The organism is Sphingobium ummariense RL-3 (assembly GCF_000447205.1).
In the GTDB taxonomy this organism is placed as follows: Bacteria; Pseudomonadota; Alphaproteobacteria; order Sphingomonadales; family Sphingomonadaceae; genus Sphingobium; species Sphingobium ummariense.
Genome location: NZ_AUWY01000122.1, coordinates 15,991 through 36,620 on the forward strand (window position 1 = coordinate 15,991; position 20,630 = coordinate 36,620).

The 20,630-nt window shown below is 58.7% G+C and carries 21 protein-coding genes; 16 read left to right on the forward strand and 5 right to left on the reverse strand.

The window, feature by feature from the left end; genetic code table 11:
• Window positions 1–170: 170 nt before the first annotated feature.
• From M529_RS44220 to M529_RS44255, 12 genes are all read left to right on the forward strand, one after another.
• Entirely contained in the window at window positions 171–2,789 is a 2,619-nt protein-coding gene (locus M529_RS44220; RefSeq protein ID WP_161626375.1) for a phage tail tip fiber protein, read from the forward strand.
• Window positions 2,789–3,154: a hypothetical protein gene (locus M529_RS44225; protein ID WP_021319644.1), complete on the forward strand. Its 366-nt coding sequence runs from the start codon at window positions 2,789–2,791 to the stop codon at window positions 3,152–3,154. The genes M529_RS44220 and M529_RS44225 overlap by 1 nt, the downstream gene beginning before the upstream one ends.
• The gene (locus tag M529_RS49820) at window positions 3,151–3,303 is read left to right on the forward strand and encodes a hypothetical protein (protein WP_021319645.1); all 153 of its coding nucleotides are present in this window, start codon (window positions 3,151–3,153) and stop codon (window positions 3,301–3,303) included. Before M529_RS44225 ends, M529_RS49820 begins: the two co-directional genes overlap by 4 nt.
• Window positions 3,304–3,359: 56 nt before the next feature.
• Window positions 3,360–5,714 carry a hypothetical protein gene (locus M529_RS49935; protein WP_021319646.1) on the forward strand — a complete coding sequence of 785 codons (2,355 nt, stop codon included), beginning with the start codon at window positions 3,360–3,362 and terminating at the stop codon, window positions 5,712–5,714.
• Between the two features lie 78 nt (window positions 5,715–5,792).
• Window positions 5,793–7,142 (forward strand): IS1380-like element ISSp1 family transposase, encoded by a 1,350-nt coding sequence (locus M529_RS44230; protein ID WP_013039775.1) that lies wholly within the window; start codon window positions 5,793–5,795, stop codon window positions 7,140–7,142.
• 195 nt (window positions 7,143–7,337) lie between these two features.
• The gene (locus tag M529_RS44235) at window positions 7,338–8,837 is read left to right on the forward strand and encodes a hypothetical protein (protein WP_021319647.1); all 1,500 of its coding nucleotides are present in this window, start codon (window positions 7,338–7,340) and stop codon (window positions 8,835–8,837) included.
• 717 nt (window positions 8,838–9,554) lie between these two features.
• Window positions 9,555–9,905: a hypothetical protein gene (locus tag M529_RS49460; protein ID WP_152522662.1), complete on the forward strand. Its 351-nt coding sequence runs from the start codon at window positions 9,555–9,557 to the stop codon at window positions 9,903–9,905.
• Complete coding sequence (locus M529_RS48675) at window positions 9,905–11,635, forward strand: collagen-like protein (protein ID WP_021319649.1); 1,731 nt, start codon at window positions 9,905–9,907, stop codon at window positions 11,633–11,635. The genes M529_RS49460 and M529_RS48675 overlap by 1 nt, the downstream gene beginning before the upstream one ends.
• Window positions 11,636–11,668: 33 nt before the next feature.
• Window positions 11,669–11,845 (forward strand): hypothetical protein, encoded by a 177-nt coding sequence (locus M529_RS49825; protein ID WP_161626376.1) that lies wholly within the window; start codon window positions 11,669–11,671, stop codon window positions 11,843–11,845.
• Window positions 11,845–12,018: a hypothetical protein gene (locus M529_RS49830; protein ID WP_021319651.1), complete on the forward strand. Its 174-nt coding sequence runs from the start codon at window positions 11,845–11,847 to the stop codon at window positions 12,016–12,018. Before M529_RS49825 ends, M529_RS49830 begins: the two co-directional genes overlap by 1 nt.
• Complete coding sequence (locus tag M529_RS49465; RefSeq protein WP_152522663.1) at window positions 11,994–12,458, forward strand: hypothetical protein; 465 nt, start codon at window positions 11,994–11,996, stop codon at window positions 12,456–12,458. Before M529_RS49830 ends, M529_RS49465 begins: the two co-directional genes overlap by 25 nt.
• Window positions 12,459–12,480: 22 nt before the next feature.
• Window positions 12,481–12,693, forward strand: coding sequence for a DUF5818 domain-containing protein (locus M529_RS44255; RefSeq protein ID WP_031295530.1), 213 nt, complete (start codon window positions 12,481–12,483; stop codon window positions 12,691–12,693).
• A 6-nt stretch (window positions 12,694–12,699) separates the two neighbouring features.
• Here M529_RS44255 and M529_RS44260 read toward each other — a convergent pair whose 3' ends face one another.
• The 4 genes from M529_RS44260 to M529_RS44275 form a co-directional block, all read right to left on the reverse strand.
• Entirely contained in the window at window positions 12,700–13,284 is a 585-nt protein-coding gene (locus M529_RS44260) for a hypothetical protein (protein ID WP_021319653.1), read from the reverse strand.
• 940 nt (window positions 13,285–14,224) lie between these two features.
• Window positions 14,225–14,629 (reverse strand): hypothetical protein, encoded by a 405-nt coding sequence (locus tag M529_RS44265; RefSeq protein ID WP_021319654.1) that lies wholly within the window; start codon window positions 14,627–14,629, stop codon window positions 14,225–14,227.
• Between the two features lie 179 nt (window positions 14,630–14,808).
• Entirely contained in the window at window positions 14,809–16,056 is a 1,248-nt protein-coding gene (locus M529_RS44270; protein WP_021319655.1) for a tRNA guanosine transglycosylase family protein, read from the reverse strand.
• A 55-nt stretch (window positions 16,057–16,111) separates the two neighbouring features.
• Window positions 16,112–17,773, reverse strand: coding sequence for a hypothetical protein (locus M529_RS44275; protein WP_021319656.1), 1,662 nt, complete (start codon window positions 17,771–17,773; stop codon window positions 16,112–16,114).
• A 581-nt stretch (window positions 17,774–18,354) separates the two neighbouring features.
• Here M529_RS44275 and M529_RS44280 point away from each other — a divergent pair.
• From M529_RS44280 to M529_RS49845, 4 genes are all read left to right on the forward strand, one after another.
• The gene (locus M529_RS44280; RefSeq protein ID WP_021319657.1) at window positions 18,355–19,041 is read left to right on the forward strand and encodes a hypothetical protein; all 687 of its coding nucleotides are present in this window, start codon (window positions 18,355–18,357) and stop codon (window positions 19,039–19,041) included.
• On the forward strand, window positions 19,038–19,205 hold the full coding sequence (locus M529_RS49835) for a hypothetical protein (RefSeq protein WP_021319658.1): 168 nt from the start codon (window positions 19,038–19,040) through the stop codon (window positions 19,203–19,205). Before M529_RS44280 ends, M529_RS49835 begins: the two co-directional genes overlap by 4 nt.
• Before the next feature lie 93 nt (window positions 19,206–19,298).
• A complete protein-coding gene (locus M529_RS50675) occupies window positions 19,299–19,490 on the forward strand; it encodes a DUF6771 family protein (protein ID WP_084491312.1) in 192 nt (63 codons plus the stop codon).
• Window positions 19,491–19,830: 340 nt separating this feature from the next.
• Window positions 19,831–20,088, forward strand: a complete 258-nt coding sequence (locus M529_RS49845) for a hypothetical protein (RefSeq protein ID WP_161626378.1) — start codon at window positions 19,831–19,833, stop codon at window positions 20,086–20,088.
• On the opposite strand, the gene M529_RS44285 is transcribed toward M529_RS49845, so the two are convergent.
• Window positions 20,026–20,630 (reverse strand): DNA-processing protein DprA (locus tag M529_RS44285; protein WP_021319659.1); only part of this gene is annotated, 605 nt, incomplete at its 5' end. The two genes, M529_RS49845 and M529_RS44285, sit on opposite strands and share 63 nt — an antisense overlap.

Below are 20,630 nucleotides of genomic sequence, written 5' to 3' on the forward strand. Positions count from 1 at the left end.
GGATATGGGGTGGCAGAGTGAAGAGGGTTTTTCTCGCAGAGGTTACGGCGTTCGATCCGAGGGCGAAGCAGACTGTCGTTCTGCATATGTGTTCGCCCGGTCATGGCCCTATTTCTTTCGATGATGACCATGAATATGTCCCCTGCCTGATCGGTGCCCCTGCCCGCTCCATGGCTCTCACCGACAATGGCATTCCCGGCGAAATCACGATCGACTATGGCACAATCGGCCTGCGCCTCAGTGCGGATATGCGTAACGCCCATTGGCCCGGCTTCGACTTTGACGGCTACCCATGCCGCCTGATGTGGGGCGAATATGGAGCGCCGCTGTCCAGCTATAAGCATATCCCGGCTGGTCGCGTCGGCTCCATGTCGGTTGCGGCTGATATGGCCAATGCCCAGTTACCATTGCTCGGCCCAGAAGCCGAATTGAAGAAGGAGGTTCTGAAAGCCTCCTACGCCGGCACAGGCGCAGCGGAAAGCCTCTCGGATTTCAAAGGCCAGTTGAAGCCATTCGCCATCGGCTTCGTCGAGAACATCGAACCGCCGATGATCGACATGGAATATCTGGTCTATCAGTATCACGGCTATGGCCGGACCGAGGATGTAGTTGCCGTTTATGAGAATGCCCTGACCCTTGGCGCGGCCAAATATACGGTAGCGACCTATGAGGAGTTGATCGGCCTGACCGCCGAGCAGTTGCCTCCGGGAACATGGGCGAAGGCTCCAGCCGTCGGCATGTATCGCCTTGGTGCTGAGCCGATCGGCAAGATGACCGCGGACGTGATCGGCGCGACCGATAGAGGCCAGCCGCTTACCAGTTTCGGGGCTATCGCGGGTTGGATGCTGCGCGAGATTGCTGGCATCCCGGCCGACATGATCGACATGGAGGGAGCAAAAGCTCTCGACCGTGATTTCCCCCACACATGGGGCAACTATCTCGACAGCAGGGACAAGCCTGAGGACGATAGCGATCCGGCTATCAGCGTGGGTGACTTCCTTCGTGAAGCGGCCTCGCACCTTGCCGCCTATGTGTTCCCCGACCGCGATGGCATCTGGCGCTTCGGCAGGAACGTCAGCAGCAAAACCCCAATCATGCTGCGCCAGTCTAAGGCGTCCACGCCTATCGTGCTGAGCGTGGCAATGCCCGCGACTGCGACACGCGCCCACAAAGTCCGTGTTGGTGGCCGCCGATGTTTCTCCACCCATAGCGACGACGAGATTTCCTCCGCGCTCAAGGATGCCGTTGACGAAGCAGTCCATGGCGTCGGGCAAAAGATCGATGAGGTTCAGGCTGGCGTTGATGACATTCGCAAGAATTTCAAATCGCTCGTGCTGCCTGCTTTGGTCGAGCCTATTGCCGATCTGAAAGAACTCAACCTCAAATATGGCGATGCCATCGGCAAGGCACAGGGCGCGCTTCACCGCGAAAATCACATCGCGATCACCGCCCTTGGCACTCGCGTCGATGAGAATGGCAATCTGGTAGCCGAGCAGATCACCCAACTTACCAGCCGCGTGAAGAACGGCGAGGCTACCGTAGAGGCAGGCTTCAAGAATGTCCGCGAGACCATTGCGGGACTGGACTTCGCATCAGCGTCGGAAGTCACGCAGATGATCGCGGAATATGGCGAGAACGTGAGTGCTGCATTTGTCGAGGAACGTCGCGTCCGCGCTGAGGATGACAAGGCGCTCGCCGAAAGCATCACCGATATGGGGGTCCGCGTTGGTGACGCAGAAGGTAAGATCAGCGAGCTTGAGCGTATTGTTCTGACCCCAGACGAGGGCACTGCCGAGAGCATCCGCGAACTTGGCATCAAGATCGAGACGGAAACCTCCAATCGTGAAGCTGCGATCCGGGGCGTCGAAAGAGCCTATGTCGATGCAGACCTTGTTCTGGCTGAGGCAGACAGGACACTGAGCGCAAGCATCTTCGACGCTACGAACGGCAACAGCATCGTCTCCATCATCAATCGCCATGCTCAGACGCAGGTCGATGCGAATGGAGCGCGAGCGCAGGAGATCAATGCCCTTCAAACGCGGCTGAACTCCACCAACGGCGCGAGCTACGAACAGAACGTCCAGCTTATCAGCAACATCAACGGCCTGATGAGCAGCCAGGTCACGTTCAAGGTCCAGACGGAAGTCAACGGCACAAAGGTCGTCGGCGGCTTGGGCATCATCAACCAGAATGGCTATGTGGATACGGCGTTTACGACAGATGCATTCTCCATCTGGACGCCTAGCGGCAAAACGCCGCTCCTGACTCTGGATGGCAATGCGCTCCGTGTGAACACCGCCATCATGCAGAACGCCATCATTAGCGGCGCGCAGATCACTGACGCATCCATCGGCACACTTAAAGTGGCGGGCGGCGCAATCTCAGCCAATCAGGGCGCAAACGGCGTGGACACCTTTGTCGCTGCCAACGGATCAGCAGACTTCCTGACAACCGGCTTCATGACCATCGGTGACGGCTTTTACGGCTCAGGTAGCGTCGAAGTGGACTTCACCATCGACGCCACGCAGGCCTATGATGCAAGCTGCAAAATCCAGCTCTGGGTCGACACCGGCGCTGGCTACGCGCTGGCCGAGGAAAAGACCTTCGGCATCACGACCGACAACGGCAACACCTACAGCCGTACGGGCGCGGATATCAGCACCATCGTTACTGGCGCACAGGTGCGGGTGATCGCCCGTGTCATTTCTGGCGCTTTCACGCCTCGATCCGTGGCCCGCTCTCAATATATCCGAGACATCAACATGAAGCTCATTGGGATGAAGCGATAATGCCCTACGCCTATTTCACAGAAGCAGGCCAACTGCTCGTCATTGCCTCCGCTCAGGCGAACTACCCTGATCCCACGATCATCGAAGTCGCAGTGGCAGAAGGCACGATGCCCAATGCCATCTATCTCGAGTTGGCGACGATGACCGTCAAGCAGCGCCAGCCGTTTGACCTGTCAGTTTCCCATAACCGGATAGGCGGCCTGCCAGCCGGGACATCGCTCGTCATGGGCGACACAAAGCATGTGATCGAAGATGGCACGGCAGAGTTTGAAGCCGACACCGTCGAGACGATCTACGTCAACCTGAGCCACCCCCATTATCTCGACCAATATGTCGCTGTGCCGACAGGACCGGAGACTCCATGAAAATCGACATCAGAAAGGGCTACAGCGAAGCCCGCGCTGCGGCCTATCCCTCTTATGCCGAGCAGTTCGATATCCTGTTCCATCAGGGATATGAGGCTTGGAAGGCCGTCATCCAGAAGGTCAAGGATCAGCATCCCAAGCCCAAATGACCCTGCCCTGCCCCGCATAAATATCAGCAAAACTGATAGGCGGGAGCGATCCAGATATGGACTTTGAATTTGATACTGTGGGCACCGTCAGCGTTGCCAATGGATCGACGGAGGTTGTCGGCACCGGCACAAACTGGGTCGCGAACTATCCCGGTCTGGAACTCAACATCGACGGCCTGAACTATCCCGTCAAAAGCGTGAACAGCAAATCCAGCATCACGCTCGTCCACCCCTTCCCCGGCCAGACAGCGACGAACAAAGCCTACACCATCGTCCCTGTTCACCCCAACCCCAACACGGTCACGCAGTCGGTCACGACCATGATCGAAAAGTCGGCCGATCTTTATGAGCGCGCCCTCGACATCATTGAGAACGGTGTGGACGGCGGCGACTCTGCTTACGAAACTGCTGTGAAGAATGGCTTCGTTGGCACCGAGCAGCAATGGCTCGACAGCCTGAAAGGTCGTGATGGATCACAGGTCGGACTTGGCGCGGTGGTCAACATCAAAGAGGTCGCACCAATCCCACCCGGCGCTTCGGGCTATCAGCTTATCGTTCCCGTCACCGTGGGCGATCCGCCCATGAACCTGACGCAGACGGCACAGGTCATCATTCCTACCGACAAACCAGATTCTGGCATCGCGATCTGGGCCAAGTCCACGACGAGCGGCCTCGCTGTCGTGCTGGGCCTCGTCAATGCCCCGATCCCGCTTCCACCGGGTTCTGACGAAGAACTGGACCTGTCCGGCTCCGGCACCGTCTATGGCGATCCAGGCACGATCTTCCCGCTGGGGATCTACCTCGCCGGTTCGACGGCCAACTTCACCCTCACTTCGCCGTCCGGCTTTCCGCTCCGCATCGAGCGCCGCAACGACATTACGGTCCCTGTCGCGAGCGACTGGACCATCACGAACGCCGGTAGTCCATGGCCGGTCAGCGGTGACGCCGTTGGCGCATCCAATGTCCTTTACAAGCGCGTCTATGGCTCGACCGATGGCAGTGCGATGACCAACGGTCGTCTGCGTCTGATGAAGGGTGTCTATCTCATTACCGATCCGCTCGGCCTGACCTTCAAGCAGACTACAGATGATGGCACGACGCAGACACCGCCGAGCATCAAGATGACCTTCAACGGCGTGGTGAACGAGGAATATCCAATCCTCGCCACAATGTATGATTATAATGTGGGCAAGTTCGAATTGCGCCGACACTGGGCCGGCTCCAGCACGCTCGTTGTCACGATCGGTCGCGGCAACTCCGAAACCCAGATCGTCAGCGCCGATGATCCTGCGTTCGCGGCTGGCTCCCTCAAATCATGGTCTGTGGAGTTCATCGACAACGAGGGCAGCCCCGGCGGCACCGTGCGCTTCTACAGCAACGGCGTTCAGATTGGTCCCGATCAGACCAGCGAAGTGAAGCTGCGTATCACGCCGTCCATGTGCCTGGAATGTAATTCGTCTGGCAACAACACCAGCGACAGCCAGAACAATCTGGAGGTTGCCGCGCTCAACGTCGCCTACGGGCGCCCCGATGTGCAGAGCAGCTACGATGTCGCGGCTTCCGGCCCGATCAGCGCGGCAGACCTGCAAATGCTCTGCGTCGATGCTCGCGGCTTTTCGACACCGCAGGCTCCTGTGACCGTCCGCTATCAGGCTGCTGGCCAAGACCCCTACGGCCTTGAGGTGGTTGTGGGCGACATGATTGTCCCATCAGGCCGCGCCTTCAAGGTAGTGCTTGAGGACTGGTCGAGCGGCGAAGGCGTTGCCCATCCCAACGAACTCATCATGACCCGTCCAGCGGCCCAGAATTGCCGCTTTGAAGATACCAGCCTCTATGGCGCGCAGGCTCCATGGACTGAGGTTCTGCCCAAGGGTGCGGTGCCCAACATCGGCGGCATCAACTACTACTGCGAAGGCATCCGCATGGGCACCTATGTCCAGTTCCAGCTTGGCTATGATTGGGACACGACCACCATGCCGTCCAATCCCTTCGGCGATCCGCAGGGCAAGAACAGCTACATGGTGCCGCATAAGTGGCTGATCTACGACAATGCCGGAACGCTGCTGGGTCGTATCGAACAGCCCAACGGCCAGCCGCTAAACACGACGGCATCACCGGTATCGTGGAGCGGCACGCTGGACGGTCGCGCCAATCCGATGGTGACTGCCGCGAACAAATGGTATCCCAAGGGCACTGTGCGATCCGGCATCATCTGGCGCTCTCATGCGGAGCCGCCTGCCTATAGTCAGCAGGACATCTGGAACCGCGTTCCGACTTATGATGTGGCAGTGCCGTTCGGCTCTCAGGGTGCAGCGTCGGTCAATGGCGGCGACCTTCGCGCTGGCACGGGCGAGCAGCTAACCCGCCTTATTCACCAAAAGTGTCCTGAAGGGTTGGCGGGAGTGGCGTAAGCCTCTGATCTGAATTAGGAACTGGGTGTCTAAGCCGAACCTGCCGCAGGGCAGAAAATGCCACGGGCCACACCCGCCATGAACGATGATATCGCAAGCTCATTTGGATTCCCAGCAGTCGGCCGCAAGAAAATCACAGCTGCGTTCGACGGTGGCCGGCTTACCTCGGATGGCGGTGTTCTACTGCTTGCACAGGCCGAGCGCGCGATGGGGATTTGCCAGCGCCTGGCGGCTTGTATTGCCGATCCGCGCGATCCAGCGCGGGTGATCCATCGCCTGGATGACATTCTGCGTGCCCGTGTGTTCGCGATTGCGTGCGGCTATGAGGATGCCGATGATCTCGATGCTCTGCGCGACGATCCAGGCTTCCGCCTGGCGCTCGGCAAGCTGCCGGAATCGGGCGCGGGGCTGGCCAGCCAACCGACGATGAGCCGGTGGGAAAATGCACCGACTACGCGCGAACTGGCCAGCATGATGGCCGCGATGATCGACATCTACTGCGCCAGCTATCCCGCCCCTCCGACAGCGGTCACGCTGGATATCGACGACACGTGCGACGTCGTGCATGGCTATCAACAGCTCTCGTTCTGGAACGGGCATCATGGGGAGCGCTGCTTCCTACCGATCCATATCTACGACACCGCGACCGGCAGGCCGGTGGCCATGCTGCTGCGCACAGGCAAGACGCCTTCTGGAAAGGAGGCGGCGGGGCACATCCGACGCCTGGTGCGTCACCTGCGCCGTAATTGGCCCGATACCCACATCACTATCCGCGGCGACGGGCACTATGGTCGACCCGAGGTCATGGCCTACTGCGATGCGGCCCGCGTCGATTACGTGTTCGGCCTGCCCACCAATTCAGCGCTGCGCGCCGATCCCGCCATTGTTGCGGTCGCCGATGCCTGCGCGGTCAAGCGCGCCCAGCGTCAGTGTCCCGTCCTGCGCAACTATGCCGAGACCCGCTATGGGGCAAAGACCTGGAAGTGCCAGCGTCGCGTCGTTGCACGGATCGAGGCCAGCACGCTGGGCATGGACATCCGCTATGTCGTCACCTCGTTGGCAACAGGATCGGCCGAGCACATCTACGACACGCTCTACTGCGCGCGTGGTCAGGCCGAGAACCTGATCAAGCGCCACAAGTCCCAGCTCGCCAGCGACCGAACCTCGTGCCGCTCGGCCAATGCCAATCAGATGCGCCTGATACTGCACACTGCCGCATACTGGCTGCTATGGCGCATCCAGCAGGCGATGCCCAGGACCGCTGCTCTGGCAAGCGCGGAGTTTACCACCTTGCGCCTGCGGCTGCTCAAGGTCGCTGCGCGCGTCGTAGAAAGTGCTAGCCGCATCCGCATTGCCTTCGCTTCCGCCTGTCCGGATGCCGACCTGTTCCGCGCCCTCGTTCTCCGGCTGAAGCCTGCGCCGACGTAGCCCATGCGGCAGCGCCGCAGAACTCCGAGCCCAGCCCTTCAACCCGAAAAGCCCATCAATCCGAATGCGGTGAAACAAACGCCAGCGATGCCGGTCGTCCGCGCAATACAGCCAGCCGCAGCAAATGCCCAGAGCGGGCCCGAAACCGAGCGTCGTGAATAAGAGAGGCTAAACGGCTTCGCGAACTATCGCTGGATGCCGTGGGAAAGCAGCACCTACAATGACCTCATCACGGCTGGTCAGAACACCCTCAATCCGTGGAAGTTCGGCAGCGACCAGAACGGCATGGTGCCAAACGCAAACGTCTGGCTCAAATATACGCCATTCAACCAGATGGGTCGCTCGCCCATTACTGGTCCGGGCGGTGTTCGCGATGATCGCCAAATCATGGCTGAGCCGGTCGCCCGCTATGCTCGTGATGTGACGCTCAAGCGTCCGCACGACAATCGCGACATGAAGCAAATCGCACTCGACTATCTGACCGGCTATGCCAGCGATCCCTTCCACTGCTTCGAAAACGGCAGGCTGACGCCACTCTTCAAGGGCGATGCTCGCCGCAACATCACCCTGCGAAACCACTATTATGGTGGCGGTGAGAGCGGCACTCCCAATGAGCGCGCCTATTATATTCAGGGTGGTCGTCCCTATGAATTTGTGACGGCCAACAATCCGCTGCGCGTTCAGGTGCCTTACGGCGGCGCAGCTTCCGACAAGCCCTATTTCGGCACCAATCAGATTGACCAAGACCACGCGCACCAGTTTCCGCACTGGGGATCGCTGATGTGGCAGTCGCCTGAGTTTGCGATGCTTGGTCACAAGTTCGGCGATCAGGCGCGCCTCTATCTGCCATGGATTTTGAACAACGCTTGGGGTGAAGCCGGCGAGTTCGCATCGCGTGGCGCAGCTTGGAAATACATGCACGCGGCTCTGGCGTGGAAGACTGGCTCCAGCAATTCGAGCAGGCTCTACAGCCGTGCAGAAATCATGGATTGGGTCGTGTTCGACTTTGAGTCTTTCTTCGACGCCTTCTGGGACAGCACCCCCGGCTTCCTCAATCCGCCAACCAATGTCAGCGGCGGCGGCAACAATGCGATCTTCGCTGGCGCGCAACGCTTCGGCCCATGTCTCTGGAACGATGACTATGGCCTTTGGCAGCACGACTTTATGATTGGCTACTGGATGAGCGCGCTTCATGCGGCTGAGAAGCTGGGCTTCAATCAGGCGCTCCGCGATGCGTCGGCCAAGGCCAAGGCGGTTGTGGACTGGCTCATCACCATGCACCAGAAGCGCATCACCGGCAGGATCAATGGCGGTATGCAGGTCAACAGCCGCGACATCGAATATACGATGCCCCTGTGGACACCGCAGATGATCGCTGCAGCCGGGGGCAATGTCTCGGCCCTGCCCCAGACTTATGCTGCTGTGGCAACCGCACAGGGCAACAGCAAGGCTCCTAGCTGGGATACATGGAGCGGCGGTAGCCGTGACGGTCAGGCCATGGATCAGTTGCTCGCCGGTCCGTCCTTGCTGCGCGACATGGGCCGCACGGACAGCGACCTCGTGACTGCGGAAACTACCGCGCTTGGATATCGCCAGAGCAAAATCGATAGCGAGACGGCCAAAGGCGCGCAGAACGCTGGCAGTGGCTGGTTCTACTATCACCAGACCACCAACAACCCGCCACGAAAAACGTGAGAGGTCGGAACAGCGACAAAACCGCCAATATCGATCGTTAGCGATTTTCTACAGCAGACATTAATCATTGAATGCAATCTAAAGACTTATGCAGGACGTTTCATTTCGGAGGCTCTTGGGCACGGCTTTCCTCGCCGCATTATTCGCCAGCACGGTGGGAAGCGCGCTGCTCTTCGGGGATGAGTTTGCGGCGCATCCCCTTCGACGTTTGATGGGCGAGCACTATCGATATCCGCCGCCTTCGTTAAGCGACTTGCTGTTCTACCCCGGTCTTTGGATGATAAGTTGTTTTGGAACAGTGCCGGGATCGATGTTGATAGGTGCGCCAGCAATCTATCCGTTCCGAAATATGATAGCTCAGCATCCGTATATCGCGGCGTTACCGACCGTGGCCTACGCAGTTATAGTTTCAACACTCCTTCTCGGATGGACCGTCACGCCGACGGCTTACGGTGCGAAACACTTCGAGATTATCTGGTATTATTCAGCGGCGGCTGCGCTCGGCTTCGTCGTTGTTCTCGGACACTGGGGTCATAAACAAGCCGCAAGGAACGATAGCTGCCACGGATCGTCAGACGGATAAGAGCTGAGTTGGCGCACGAAACTGCTCGTCATAAATCCGCTCATCTGGATGGCCGAACCAAGTCAAATTCTTACTCATGAATGTAATCCGGGCTTCCCGCTAAATATCGGAAACGATATGGGGAGGCACTTAGAGTGGCAGTTAATAAACCAATCACGATCAGCTACGCCACTCCCGCAAGTGATGGTGCGGTGTCTTTCAACACCGTCTGGATCATCACTCTTGATGGCCTATCCCCAACTGGCACTCCAGTTGAAGCATATCTCAGCATTTCCCAAAATCAGCGCAGAAAGCTGTTACTCAGTTTGGAAGACGGTCTGACGTGGAATGACACCGACAAGTCGGTTCACGTCCTCATCCGCAATGGCCAGCTATCTTTCATTCGCGACGATAGCGAGATGGACTACGAGTTCTGGATTGTTTGGGACAACACCAATCTGCAGCGCATCGCATATGGAACCGTAACAGCGGTCAGGGTGGACTAATGGCACAAGAAGTCGGGCTTACCGAACTTGCCGCACAGGCTGAAATTGAAATCATCGACGTGAATAGCGGCTTGGTCGCCATTCCCGGCCCCAAGGGTGACAAAGGCGATCAGGGCGATGTCGGTCCAGAAGGCCCGCAGGGCGTGGCTGGTCCTGCTGGTCCGGTTGGCGCTGCTGGCCCGAAGGGTGACAAGGGCGATAAAGGTGACATCGGCAATACCGGCCCGGTTGGTCCCGCCGGTCCGATTGGTCTGACCGGCGCAAAAGGCGATAAAGGCGACACTGGCGAGCGTGGCCCGCAAGGTGCGACCGGGCCAACCGGGGAAATCGGCCCCAAGGGTGACAAAGGTGAAACGGGCGCGGCTTCCACCATTGCTGGACCTATCGGCCCAGTTGGTCCGCAAGGTCCAAAGGGCGACAAAGGTGATCGCGGCGATACCGGACTTACAGGCGCTCAAGGTCCGAAAGGAGATACGGGCGCAACCGGCCCCGCCGGTGCCGCTTCCATGGTGCCCGGTCCCAAGGGAGATACCGGCGAACGCGGACCACAGGGCGAGACTGGCCCAACCGGCGCAGCTTCCACCATTCCCGGTCCACAGGGTCCAAAGGGTGACAAGGGCGATACCGGGCCAGCCGGTGCGCCTGGCACTCCCGGTCCTGCTGGCACCGATGTCGCTGATTTCTATTTTGAGGATGGAACGCTCAAGCTGGAAATGAGCAATGGCTCTATCTGGGAAGCGTTCATCCCGGTTGGTGAAGGTGGCTCAGGCACACCCGGTCAGGACGGCGTTGGCGTCGTTAGCGTGGCAATCAATGGCGCCGGCTACCTCCTCGTCACTCTTAGTGATGGCAACGTGATCGATGCCGGTGTGGCCAAGGGTGCAGACGGTGCGGCTGGCGCGACAGGCCCAAAGGGCGACACAGGCGCAACCGGCGCAAACGGCATTGGTGTTCCGGCTGGCGGTTCGACGGGTCAAGTTCTCCGCAAGACCAATGGCACCGACTACAATACATCATGGGTCACGCTGAGCGGCATCCCGACCGGCGGCGCGACGGGGCAGGTTTTGGCCAAGAGCAGTGCCACCAACTACGCGGTCGGCTGGGTTACCCCATCGAGTGGCGGCGGTGGCACCGGCAAGCCTTGGTATTTCGATGCACCGCTTGCCAGCACCTTCACGCTCCAGAGCGGCAACGCCGTCCAGCTATCTCTGACCGACGACCCCGATGCTGGCCTGCTTGTAAAGAGTGGCGCGAGCGCGACAGGCGACATCAGCCGCGTGGCCTACAGGACGCTGACGAACAAGGCTCTCGATTGGGATGTCGTGATCCGTGCCCCGATCATCATGAACGATTCCGACTACCGCAAGGGTGGCTTGATGGTCATGGACAGCACGACGAACCGCCACATCATCTGTGGTCAGATGAACGAGTATCAGCCGTTCGGCATCATCAAGTTCACGGGCCTGACGGGTGGATATGGCGGCTCGATCACCGCTCAGGCGTTCAAGTCTCAGCCCGACTTCTACCGCGCATCATGCGTGGGATCGACGCTGACATTCTACGTCAGCCATTGCGGCAAGAACTGGCTCCAAGTCGGCGCTACCGCAATTGGCGACGCGTTCGGCGCAAGGCCAGACAGGATCGGCGTGGGCTTCAACATCAGCACAAGCGATCCACTACAGGCGTCTATGACCGTCGATTGCTTCAAGCTCACTGGCCCGGCTGTCTAAGGGCCAGCAATAACAAGAAATGGGGTGGTCGCCGTGAATGTGAGGGTCGTTCAGAATATCAAAAAATGGGGCAATATCATCTGGAATGCACCCGGTATCAGGAGTGCGGCCATTGCCGTTGCGATCAAAATGCTGGTCCGTATTGGCCTGTCGGCTGGTGCTGCCACCCTCTTGCTGGCGGTCGCGGAAGCCGTAGCGGGCGGCTTGTAATGGTGGATGACATCAAGAACGTGGGGGATGCGATCAGCCTGAGCGTCGTGATTGGCGCGACCATGGATGTTCTGCCTTCCATCGCGCTCGTCCTAACCGTCATCTGGACCGGGATGCGAATTGTGGAGGGCAGCTATAAATTCTACAAATGGATGAAAGCCAGCCGCCGCTGAACCTCGCCTCCCAAAACTACCCAGACTGTAATCTATCGCTAACCCGCAAAGGCTATTGCGGCACCATGGCAATCGTCGGTTTGATCGCAATGCTGCTCGTCGGCGCATACACCACCGCATATCTATGGGATAATGGCGTTCATCCGCGAACAAGGGGTTCAATGCGGTATCAACGGCGAAAAGCGAACCGTCTGGGCGTCGGCTTCAACGACGTGTCAGTCAGAACGCGGAACGACCGTTACCCGATCCCAGAATCTCGCCACGGCTCTCATATTAAGACGCTGAACCGAACCGTATCGCTTACCTTGCTTTTGGTTGTCGGAGTTCTCGCCATTGTCATCGCAGGTCTGTTGCTTGCCTACGCGCCTGACTTTGGCTGGCCACTTGCCCTCGTGCTGCTATTCTCTGCGGGCTGGTTAGTTTATCGCCGGGAGGCATAGCGAGGACGACAGGACCCCAACGATGCCAATGGGATCGAACCACGACGAATCCGGCTGGCTCAACGAACAAGATGGTCAGCTTATTCTTCGTCGCGATGAAGCTGGTCGGTGGCGTCTGGCCGTGGGTTTTTGGCTCTGGTGGAAAGCCCGCAAGCTGATCGGCAAGCGGGTCCGTGTTCAGGGCGTCAGAGGCGAATTCGACCTGCTTGACGTCCAAAGGCTGGAAGCTATCTGAGCCGACTTAGTTGCGGATACCTTTGCGCCCCAGCATTGGCTGCAATTCACGGGACAGCCAATCCTCTACCCCCAAGACGACCAGTCTGGACATGCCGTCATCGGCGGCTGGCGGAAACTGCCACGCCTGAACAGTCAAACTCCCATCGATGCCAGTCGCCCATTGCGCCAGCGACAAGGCATATGTGCCCTTCGGCGCGGACAATAGATGCTGGCGCAGGCGGGTCCGCAAAGTGCCCTTCCGCTTCTGGGTAGCGAAGGAACTGCCGACATACAGCGTAGCGGACGTGATTTTGTTGTCCTGAGGCAGCTTCAATACGCCCTTGGACCGCGCTTCCGAATATGCCGCAATCAGCTTCTGCCGATCTACGTCTTCACCAACAGAGATGACGTAGATGCACCGATCACGATCAATTGCGTCGGTAGCTGTCAAATTGCTGATCGCTTCCTCGCCATGGGCGCGAAGGTCCGAGAATCGCAATGTCACCTTCCCCAACGGCGTTGGCGCTTCTGACGCAGCAACCAAATCCGCAACAGACCGCAACTCCTTCGCGGCAGAGGACGGCCAAGAGGACAGGTCAGGTATGCTCAACTCGATTTCCTCCTTTGCGGGATGGCCTTATCCTATGGTGCTGATTGAGGGGTTTGTCGGCGAATGACAAGCAGATGGCGAAGCAATCGCGCTGAGCGCATTTCCCGTGGATCATGGAGGACGATAGCTTGCTCCGCTGCGCTACGTCCTACATCGGCACGATTATCTCGAACTGCGGGCTGTCGCTCCTCGTTCGGATAATCGCTTGATGTATCGCACTTCGTGAACTGGTTTGAAGACCTATGGTCGGAACAAGAGCGATGAGCGATTGTGATGAACTGCCTCGAGCGGAAGTGAACGCATTGATCCCCCCGCTACATAGACAACATCAATGAACCGCCAGCGGTAAGCCAGCAGTCCTACGTCCATGTAGCGGAGGGATTATAGGGAACGGTTCTGCCTGCGGCTTTCGTTCACGCATTGGATCTCATGCAGCTTGTGCTGCACCGGGGTTCGTTGTCGGTCATTGAAATGAGCAATCCCAGCCCTGTCGGGCTAGAGCGGTCGGTTCAGGGCACCATCCAATTGGCATCCTGAACTCGTGTTAGTTGGCCAGCGACGGGCCAGAGCTAACTCCGGTTTGGGCTCTTCTTTATACTGGTGCATGGTCGTTTCAGGGACGCTTCCATCCGTCCTCGCTGACTGTCCCGCAGGGTGCATCAGCCGCCAATCCAGTCGCCGCCTACCAGCTCATCCGCCCGTCTAATTCCGGGTTAGGGTTCTTCTACAAATTAGTAGGCCTACGCTACTTGGTTTCGCGCATTTTCGCAGATCAAAAGAAAGACCCGCTTAGTGGGCCTGAAGCACTAAGCGGGTCTCTATCACGTTGCTTGTTAGCCGATGGATGAAACGCTTGAACAGCGTTTCAGGCCACCGTTCACTTCTATTTATCATCCGAGCCAAATTCCGAGGGGCATGTTTAGTCCCTTCGATTTGCCTATCAAATAAACAGCCGCGATCTTCGCGAACAACGGGTGCCATCCCATTCCTTCAATTTGCTCAGGGCGCGCTCGAACGCATCCACGGCATCGTCGGTGGGTAGGTAAATCCCTAAGCGAAGTTCGCCGTTGACGCTATCAAGCGCCCACATAGTTTTCTTCCCCTGCTGAATACGTCGGTTCATCACACCCAAGATGCCCCCAGCTAGCGGGATATCCTCTTCGTTCACGACCTCGGCGGTTAGCGAAGTATCGAAGGCCTGACCGATTAGCCTGACCGGCAGCAAAGATAGACCGGGCAAAAGGCCCGGCACTCCCTCGCCCCAATGCCAGCCCTGCGGTGTCTGGTCGTCAGTGATCTCCACCATCATAAAAGGGCGGCCAGTAGGGGTAGAAAACGAAACCATATGATCTTCCTTTCGTCGAACGCCACCGTTGGGTTCGATCTGTGGTTTGATGACGGTGGCTGGCGGGGGTGGAGCCGTAGGCCGGACGGGCGTGAACGCTTGCCTTCCCGATCCTACGGCCCCTACTCAGGATCGAGTTGCGCCAATGGATGCGCCGCAATCCTGAGCATCGGTGCGCCTCACAAGGTGAGGAACAACTTGGCATAGCTACGGGCGTAGCTCACGGGATCAGGCTGTTGGAAAATCGAGCGCAGCACTTCGTAGGCACGGATAATCCGCGTCGGCGCAATCTGCTGGGCGAACACGCTCGGCATCTCCAAGATGGAATTGGCCTCATCAATCGCCGCCAACGTCGCATCGAGATTGTGATGGACGATGATCGCCTCCGCGAACGTATCCCACGCGCTGCTTTTTCCCGGATTAGGGTAAGCGCAGAGTTCGCCAATGGTCAGCCGTTCGCTGATCCGACTGCTCTTGATGGGTAGGCTTCGGGGATCAGACGGCGAATGATCCGTATGGGTCGGCGTCTGGTAACTGGTCATCACGAAGTCACCGGGCACGGTGCCGCGATCCTTGGTTATACGCGGCCGTCCAACAAGCCTTCCAAACGCCATCTGCTGTGAAGGGTTGGACGTGTCGAAGGTGATTAGGAAACCGGCCTCCCCCGGCAGTTCACGAAAGGACTTCTGGATCGCGGACAGCATGACGGCATGGGTGAGTGTGCTACACCCCAGAACGTGAAGCCGATTGCGATCGCCCATGAGGCCAGCAGCGCGAAGGCGGACGAGCAGTTCGACCAGCCAGACATAATTGTCCCGCATGTCGCCACCCACCGCCCAGCCGTCGAACGGATGGGCCATGATGGCGTTGAGCCATGCGACTGCTTCCTTACGGTCCCGCCCCTGCACGACCGACAAGAACCGCGTCTGCCCGGTGCGATGCCGCTGGAAGAAGGCATTGTTGGCGAGCGTCGTGTTCAAGCAGTCATCAAATGTGGGGAAAAGGGGATTACCCTTCGCGATGGCCATGGTGGGAATGTCGAGCGTCATCGCCTCGTTGGTATTTGCCTCAAGCCAAGTGAGGGCTTGGGCGCGGGTGGCGTTGCCCTGCCAGAGTGAAGCATTGCTGATGAGCTGGAAGCCACCGCTGTCGCCAAGGATCGTGACGCCAGGACGAGTATGCTGGAAGATGCCCTTGGGAGTGCTGCCGCCGATGAACTGACCGTAGCTCAACAAAGCGCGGTCGGTCACAAAGAACGGGTTCGCGGGATCGAGAAAATCCAGATCGGCCGGGGTCGATATACAGGCCGGCAGGTTCCCATCGCGCACCTGCGAAGAGGTCTTGAGCGGCATGGTGTGGGTCGCCTTTTGACCCGCGATGAGATAGATGGCGCGGCCCTGTTGGCGCGCACGATAGTCGATAATCATGATGATGCTCCGGGGTGGTGCCCCGCGACGGCAGAACCATCGCGGGACAACAGGATCAGGCGGCCAAGGCGTCGGTGGGTGCGGCGTCTGTGACGGCGGAATCCTTCACCAGCTTGGGCAACGCCTGCACCCGTTCCAGCAGCTTACGGCTTCGCGTGTCCCGACCCTTTTCGAGCGTCTGGATATGAACGCGGAAGGTCGCCACCGCCGTCGTAACAGCCAGCGCCAACATGCCCTCTGGGTCGACCTCCACTGACAGGTCGCCCTCAAGCGAGAGCAACGCGGGCAGTGAAGCCAACAGGTCGCTCGACATCACTCGCACCTCGACCTTTCCAGTCGTGTCAGCAAGCAGCGAAACAATTTGTCCGTCACCATGTTTGATCCCGAACGTGCCGTCAGAAATCGTCACCGTGACCTGCCGCTCCTTGGCCTGCTTTTTCACGAGCACCGCCAGATGGTCGGTCTTCAGCTTGGCCAGAGATTCAGCGCCGAGCAAAGCCCTTGCGGCAGGCCTGAAGGCCTTGCTGACCTTGTGCGTCCAGTTCTTGCCGAATTCTGTCAACTTGGGGAAAGCCAACTGTCCGTTGAGCGCAGACTTGCTCTTGTGGGCGAACCTCACACGGATGCGGTCGTCATTGCTGACGGACGAGATACCGTCCTTGCCGCCATAGCCCGCGCAGAGTGCTGGCTTAGCCAGGCGCCCCAACATCGTATTGCGGGTCTTCTTGTCCATGAAGCGCGGCAGGCGGCTGTTTGCCTTGGTATCTACGTCACAATTCGGCTCGATAGTCAGGACGCGGGTATCGTCCATGCGGGCGTTCGCTACCGACAAGTTGCTGCCGTCGAGCAGGTAAACCGCATAGGCCGCAAGAACCTCGGTTGACGGGTTCAGCTTGTCGTCCGGTGCCAGCGCCCGCTTTGGCTCGCTGCTGCGCTCAATGTCGGGAATGATGGCTGGCCCGACCGTCATCGCCTGATGCCAGAACAGCGCCGTGGCCGAAGCATCCTCCATGCCCGTCGAACGATACTCGGTCATCTCTGCGACAACCGACGGGGCGGCATTCGGGCATGGAAGGAAAATGGTGTTCGTGCCGTCAAAATGGGCGACACAGAGCATTGACGCACTGGGGAGGATGCCGGGGATAGTCGCCCCCTTGACCTTCACGGCGCTGGCGCTCTCAAGCGCGCTGCTAATGATGGTGATTGCCTCAGGCTCCGCGGTCTCCTCTGGCACGGGGCGGACGAGCGCCGCCAACTTCGCAGCCATACCGGCCTGCTGCCCGAATTGCCCCAAATAGAGCTTGAGGAAATCGGCGTCCGACATGGCTTCAAAGTCATGCTCGTCCCTGACCCGGTTCATGTAGTCCACGGACTTCATGAAGGGCGCGACCTTGTTGGTGCGGTCCTTCTTTTCAGCCGCAGTGCCACTGAGCGTGATGTTGATGCCGAGCGCAAACTGAACGGGGATGTGGAGGGAATTGGTCGAATTGGATGCGTAGCCGCCATCCTCAGCATGACGCTTCACATTTGCGATCCCGTTGGCGGCGAGGAATTTCCAGACACGAAGCGTGATGAGGCCGCGACGTTCGCGGGCACTCTGCTCGTCGGTGAACAATGCCACCATATCGCGCGCAATCGCTTGCTGGTCAGAAAGTGCGGCGCTGCTCAGCGCATTAAGCGAGGTGTCGGCGGTGTGGAGATCGAGAGAATTGGTCACGGTTTGCCCTTTCGTGGCAAACGCGCAGACGCTGTGGGGAGATCGCAAGACTGGACATACGGAACCCACCACGCCTGAGCGTTGGTTTTCAGGTTCCGACCGAGGCGGGTTGCCAGCAGGGGCACGCACCGAAGTTAACGTGCCAGTCTTGTTGCTCTGGCGGCCCTTCCATTCCACCGCGCGAGTGGAACTTCCGTTTCGTGTCCAGCGTGCTATCGTTGCGCTACTAACGCAGGCAATCAATCGGGTGATGGCTGAAAGCCCCGGACTGATTACCCCGAAAGCAAGAGCACCTTGATGCTTCTTTAAGGGGACAGGCCCATCCGACAATGACGCTTGCGGATGATCTCGATGGGCCACTGTCTATCGCGCCAGATAGCAATGTCAACACCTGATTTGATAGTCTCGACATTTTTACAAAAACGATTTTATGCCGCACATTCTGCAATCGCCATTAGCACGATCTAAACTCTAGATCCTGTCAGAATCCACAGCCGCCTACCATTAACCGATCCATTCTACACGAATCTGATAACTATCATTGATAGCAGACACACTACCAATTGATTGGAGAGATCGGAATGGACAACCCAACGCTGACCATCAGCCTATTCAAACTGCGAACGAGAAGGGCACTCGTCAAACATAGCTATACCGCAGCCGTCTATAACGACACGCTCGAAAGCATGGGCCACGCGATAGCCGAGGAGATCAAGCACCAAGCCCAACATGGCGGATTCTACTGGTCCTTCGCCCGATACAAACGGAACCATCTTAAGGCCGAGATTCAGGAAATGACGGCGATCATGCTGGAATATCCATATGTCTGCCGTGCCGCCCTCATGGCTGCGCTCGATGAATGCCGCTACGCCCATTATGTCATCCATGCTCAGGACGAGATTAACACCAAGCGCCCGGAAGAACGCCTCGTAATCGCATTCCCCCTCGCAGAGCCGATCACCAGCCCGAGAGACTACACCCGCATCGCCGCCTTGCTCTCTGAGCAGCTTGGCGTCGGCGATCATACGCGCGGTGACTTTTCCTCGACCTTTCTATTCGCACCGTTCGTCGGCGTTTGCTCGACTCCCAAGATCGTCCTGAACGACCTCGATCGAGAGTTTCTGGACCCAGTTGCCTTCATCGAAAAGCATCGCGGCACATGGACAGATGCCCGCGCTCTACAGCTTGGCGCAATCCCTTCTCAGCCAGACCCAACCGCTTTTCACGATAGCGGCCTGTTCGTTTTCGCGAAAGGCGGTGCCCTATGATCGAGTTGACCGCCACTCCGATAGAGCCAGAAGCCGCCAAGGCTATGATGCTCAACGACGCTACCGCGCTTCTGAGCAACGACATTGACTGCCCATTGGCCCGCAAAATAATCGATGCGCTGGCGCTGCTGGACATTGCGATTGAAGCTCACCGGCCGGATTAATCTCGTTTCAGCGGAGATCATTTCGGCACTGCGCTGACATCACCCGTCGGAACCACCTTGCCGAATCGTTCTCTATATGTTCTCATTCGGAGCATGACACAGCCTGATTCTCTATGGCTCGCTCAGAGCCTCCTAAGCGCGCCCGGATGGGCTAGGGTAGCTTTGACCGCGCCGAACGAGCGCCTGCGCGAGAACGCGGCGCTGGAATTGGCGCAGAGCATACTTGCTGCGTGGGAGCGACAACCGACCATGCCCGATGCTCGACAAATGACCTTCACACTTTGACGTGGGAGCCAACACGACGCTGAGAAACCTCGGCGACTACGCCCGGCGACAGGCAAATCTCTTCATCATCTGCAAATGTGGCCACTCAGGAGTTCTCGATGCAGAAAAACTCAATCGGTTCTATCTCATGCGGCGCTGGAACACCGACATGGAAATCGTCGGATCGCATCTGCGCTGCTCGCGCTGTCGGAGCCATCCTGAACGATTTGCTCCCACGCCTCGCCAACCGGATCGCCCCGATTGGATGAGCAGCGAGGATAAGTGGAAAAGGATCATCCGCAGGCTTAGGGACTGAAATTGGCGTATTGACAACGATTGTTGCGCTACCGATCTAACCAGCATGACCAGTCCTATCTTCATCCAGCCTGAACAGGCCGCCACCTTCGAAGAGCTTAAAGCGTTGATTGATCGCTTTAATGCCGACGAGAACCTCTATCAATCGACCAGTGCTATCGCAGCCGCAAAAGCTATGATCGAAAAGGCTCACGACGCGGGGCTGGACTCGACACTTTACCGGCCATTGCAAATTACGGTTTCAATTCACGAGACTGAGTTGCAGACGCCCGAACGATATCGTTCTTGGCAGCCGAAGCCGTAAATGAGAAAGCGCAGAAAACTGCGCTTTTTTCGTATGTGCAACTGTTGACGCTTGCATCAACTCGTTGCAGCCCTGCGCGCGCGGGTCGAGCGGCGATCCGGGCACCGCCATCACCTCGCGCCCCGCTTCCGCCGCCAGCCGCGCGGTGATGAGCGACCCGGACTTGGGCGCCGCCTCCACCACCACCGTCCCGACGGCGAGCCCCGCGATGATCCGGTTGCGCGCCGGAAAATGCCTGGCGAGTGGTTGAATACCAGGCGGATGCTCGGTGACCAGCAGGCCCTCGCCCGCGATCCGTTCCTGCAGTTCCGCATTTTCCGGCGGAAAGGCGATGTCGATCCCGCTGGCGATCACCGCGATGGTCCCGCTGCCGATCGATCCCTGATGCGCCGCGGTGTCGATCCCGCGCGCCAGCCCCGACACGACCACCGCGCCGCGCTCGCCCAGGTCCTGCGCCAGCATCCGCGCGAAGCGACAAGCCGCCGCGGAGGCGTTGCGCGCGCCGACCATGGCGACGCAGGCGCGACCTGCCAGCGTCCCGT

Excerpts from the sequence above, each read along its gene's own strand:
- M529_RS49820 (WP_021319645.1), top strand. The coding sequence starts at position 3,151 with ATGAAAATCGACATCAGAAAGGGCTACAGCGAAGCCCGCGCTGCGGCC.
- M529_RS49835 (WP_021319658.1), top strand. The coding sequence starts at position 19,038 with ATGATCGAGTTGACCGCCACTCCGATAGAGCCAGAAGCCGCCAAGGCT.
- M529_RS44265 (WP_021319654.1), bottom strand. The coding sequence starts at position 14,629 with ATGGTTTCGTTTTCTACCCCTACTGGCCGCCCTTTTATGATGGTGGAG.
- M529_RS44255 (WP_031295530.1), top strand. The coding sequence starts at position 12,481 with ATGCCAATGGGATCGAACCACGACGAATCCGGCTGGCTCAACGAACAA.
- M529_RS49935 (WP_021319646.1), top strand. The coding sequence starts at position 3,360 with ATGGACTTTGAATTTGATACTGTGGGCACCGTCAGCGTTGCCAATGGA.
- M529_RS50675 (WP_084491312.1), top strand. The coding sequence starts at position 19,299 with ATGACACAGCCTGATTCTCTATGGCTCGCTCAGAGCCTCCTAAGCGCG.
- M529_RS44270 (WP_021319655.1), bottom strand. The coding sequence starts at position 16,056 with ATGATTATCGACTATCGTGCGCGCCAACAGGGCCGCGCCATCTATCTC.
- M529_RS49830 (WP_021319651.1), top strand. The coding sequence starts at position 11,845 with ATGGTGGATGACATCAAGAACGTGGGGGATGCGATCAGCCTGAGCGTC.
- M529_RS48675 (WP_021319649.1), top strand. The coding sequence starts at position 9,905 with ATGGCACAAGAAGTCGGGCTTACCGAACTTGCCGCACAGGCTGAAATT.
- M529_RS49845 (WP_161626378.1), top strand. The coding sequence starts at position 19,831 with ATGACCAGTCCTATCTTCATCCAGCCTGAACAGGCCGCCACCTTCGAA.
- M529_RS44225 (WP_021319644.1), top strand. The coding sequence starts at position 2,789 with ATGCCCTACGCCTATTTCACAGAAGCAGGCCAACTGCTCGTCATTGCC.
- M529_RS44220 (WP_161626375.1), top strand. The coding sequence starts at position 171 with ATGGCTCTCACCGACAATGGCATTCCCGGCGAAATCACGATCGACTAT.
- M529_RS44235 (WP_021319647.1), top strand. The coding sequence starts at position 7,338 with ATGCCGTGGGAAAGCAGCACCTACAATGACCTCATCACGGCTGGTCAG.
- M529_RS44280 (WP_021319657.1), top strand. The coding sequence starts at position 18,355 with ATGGACAACCCAACGCTGACCATCAGCCTATTCAAACTGCGAACGAGA.
- M529_RS49465 (WP_152522663.1), top strand. The coding sequence starts at position 11,994 with ATGGATGAAAGCCAGCCGCCGCTGAACCTCGCCTCCCAAAACTACCCA.
- M529_RS44230 (WP_013039775.1), top strand. The coding sequence starts at position 5,793 with ATGAACGATGATATCGCAAGCTCATTTGGATTCCCAGCAGTCGGCCGC.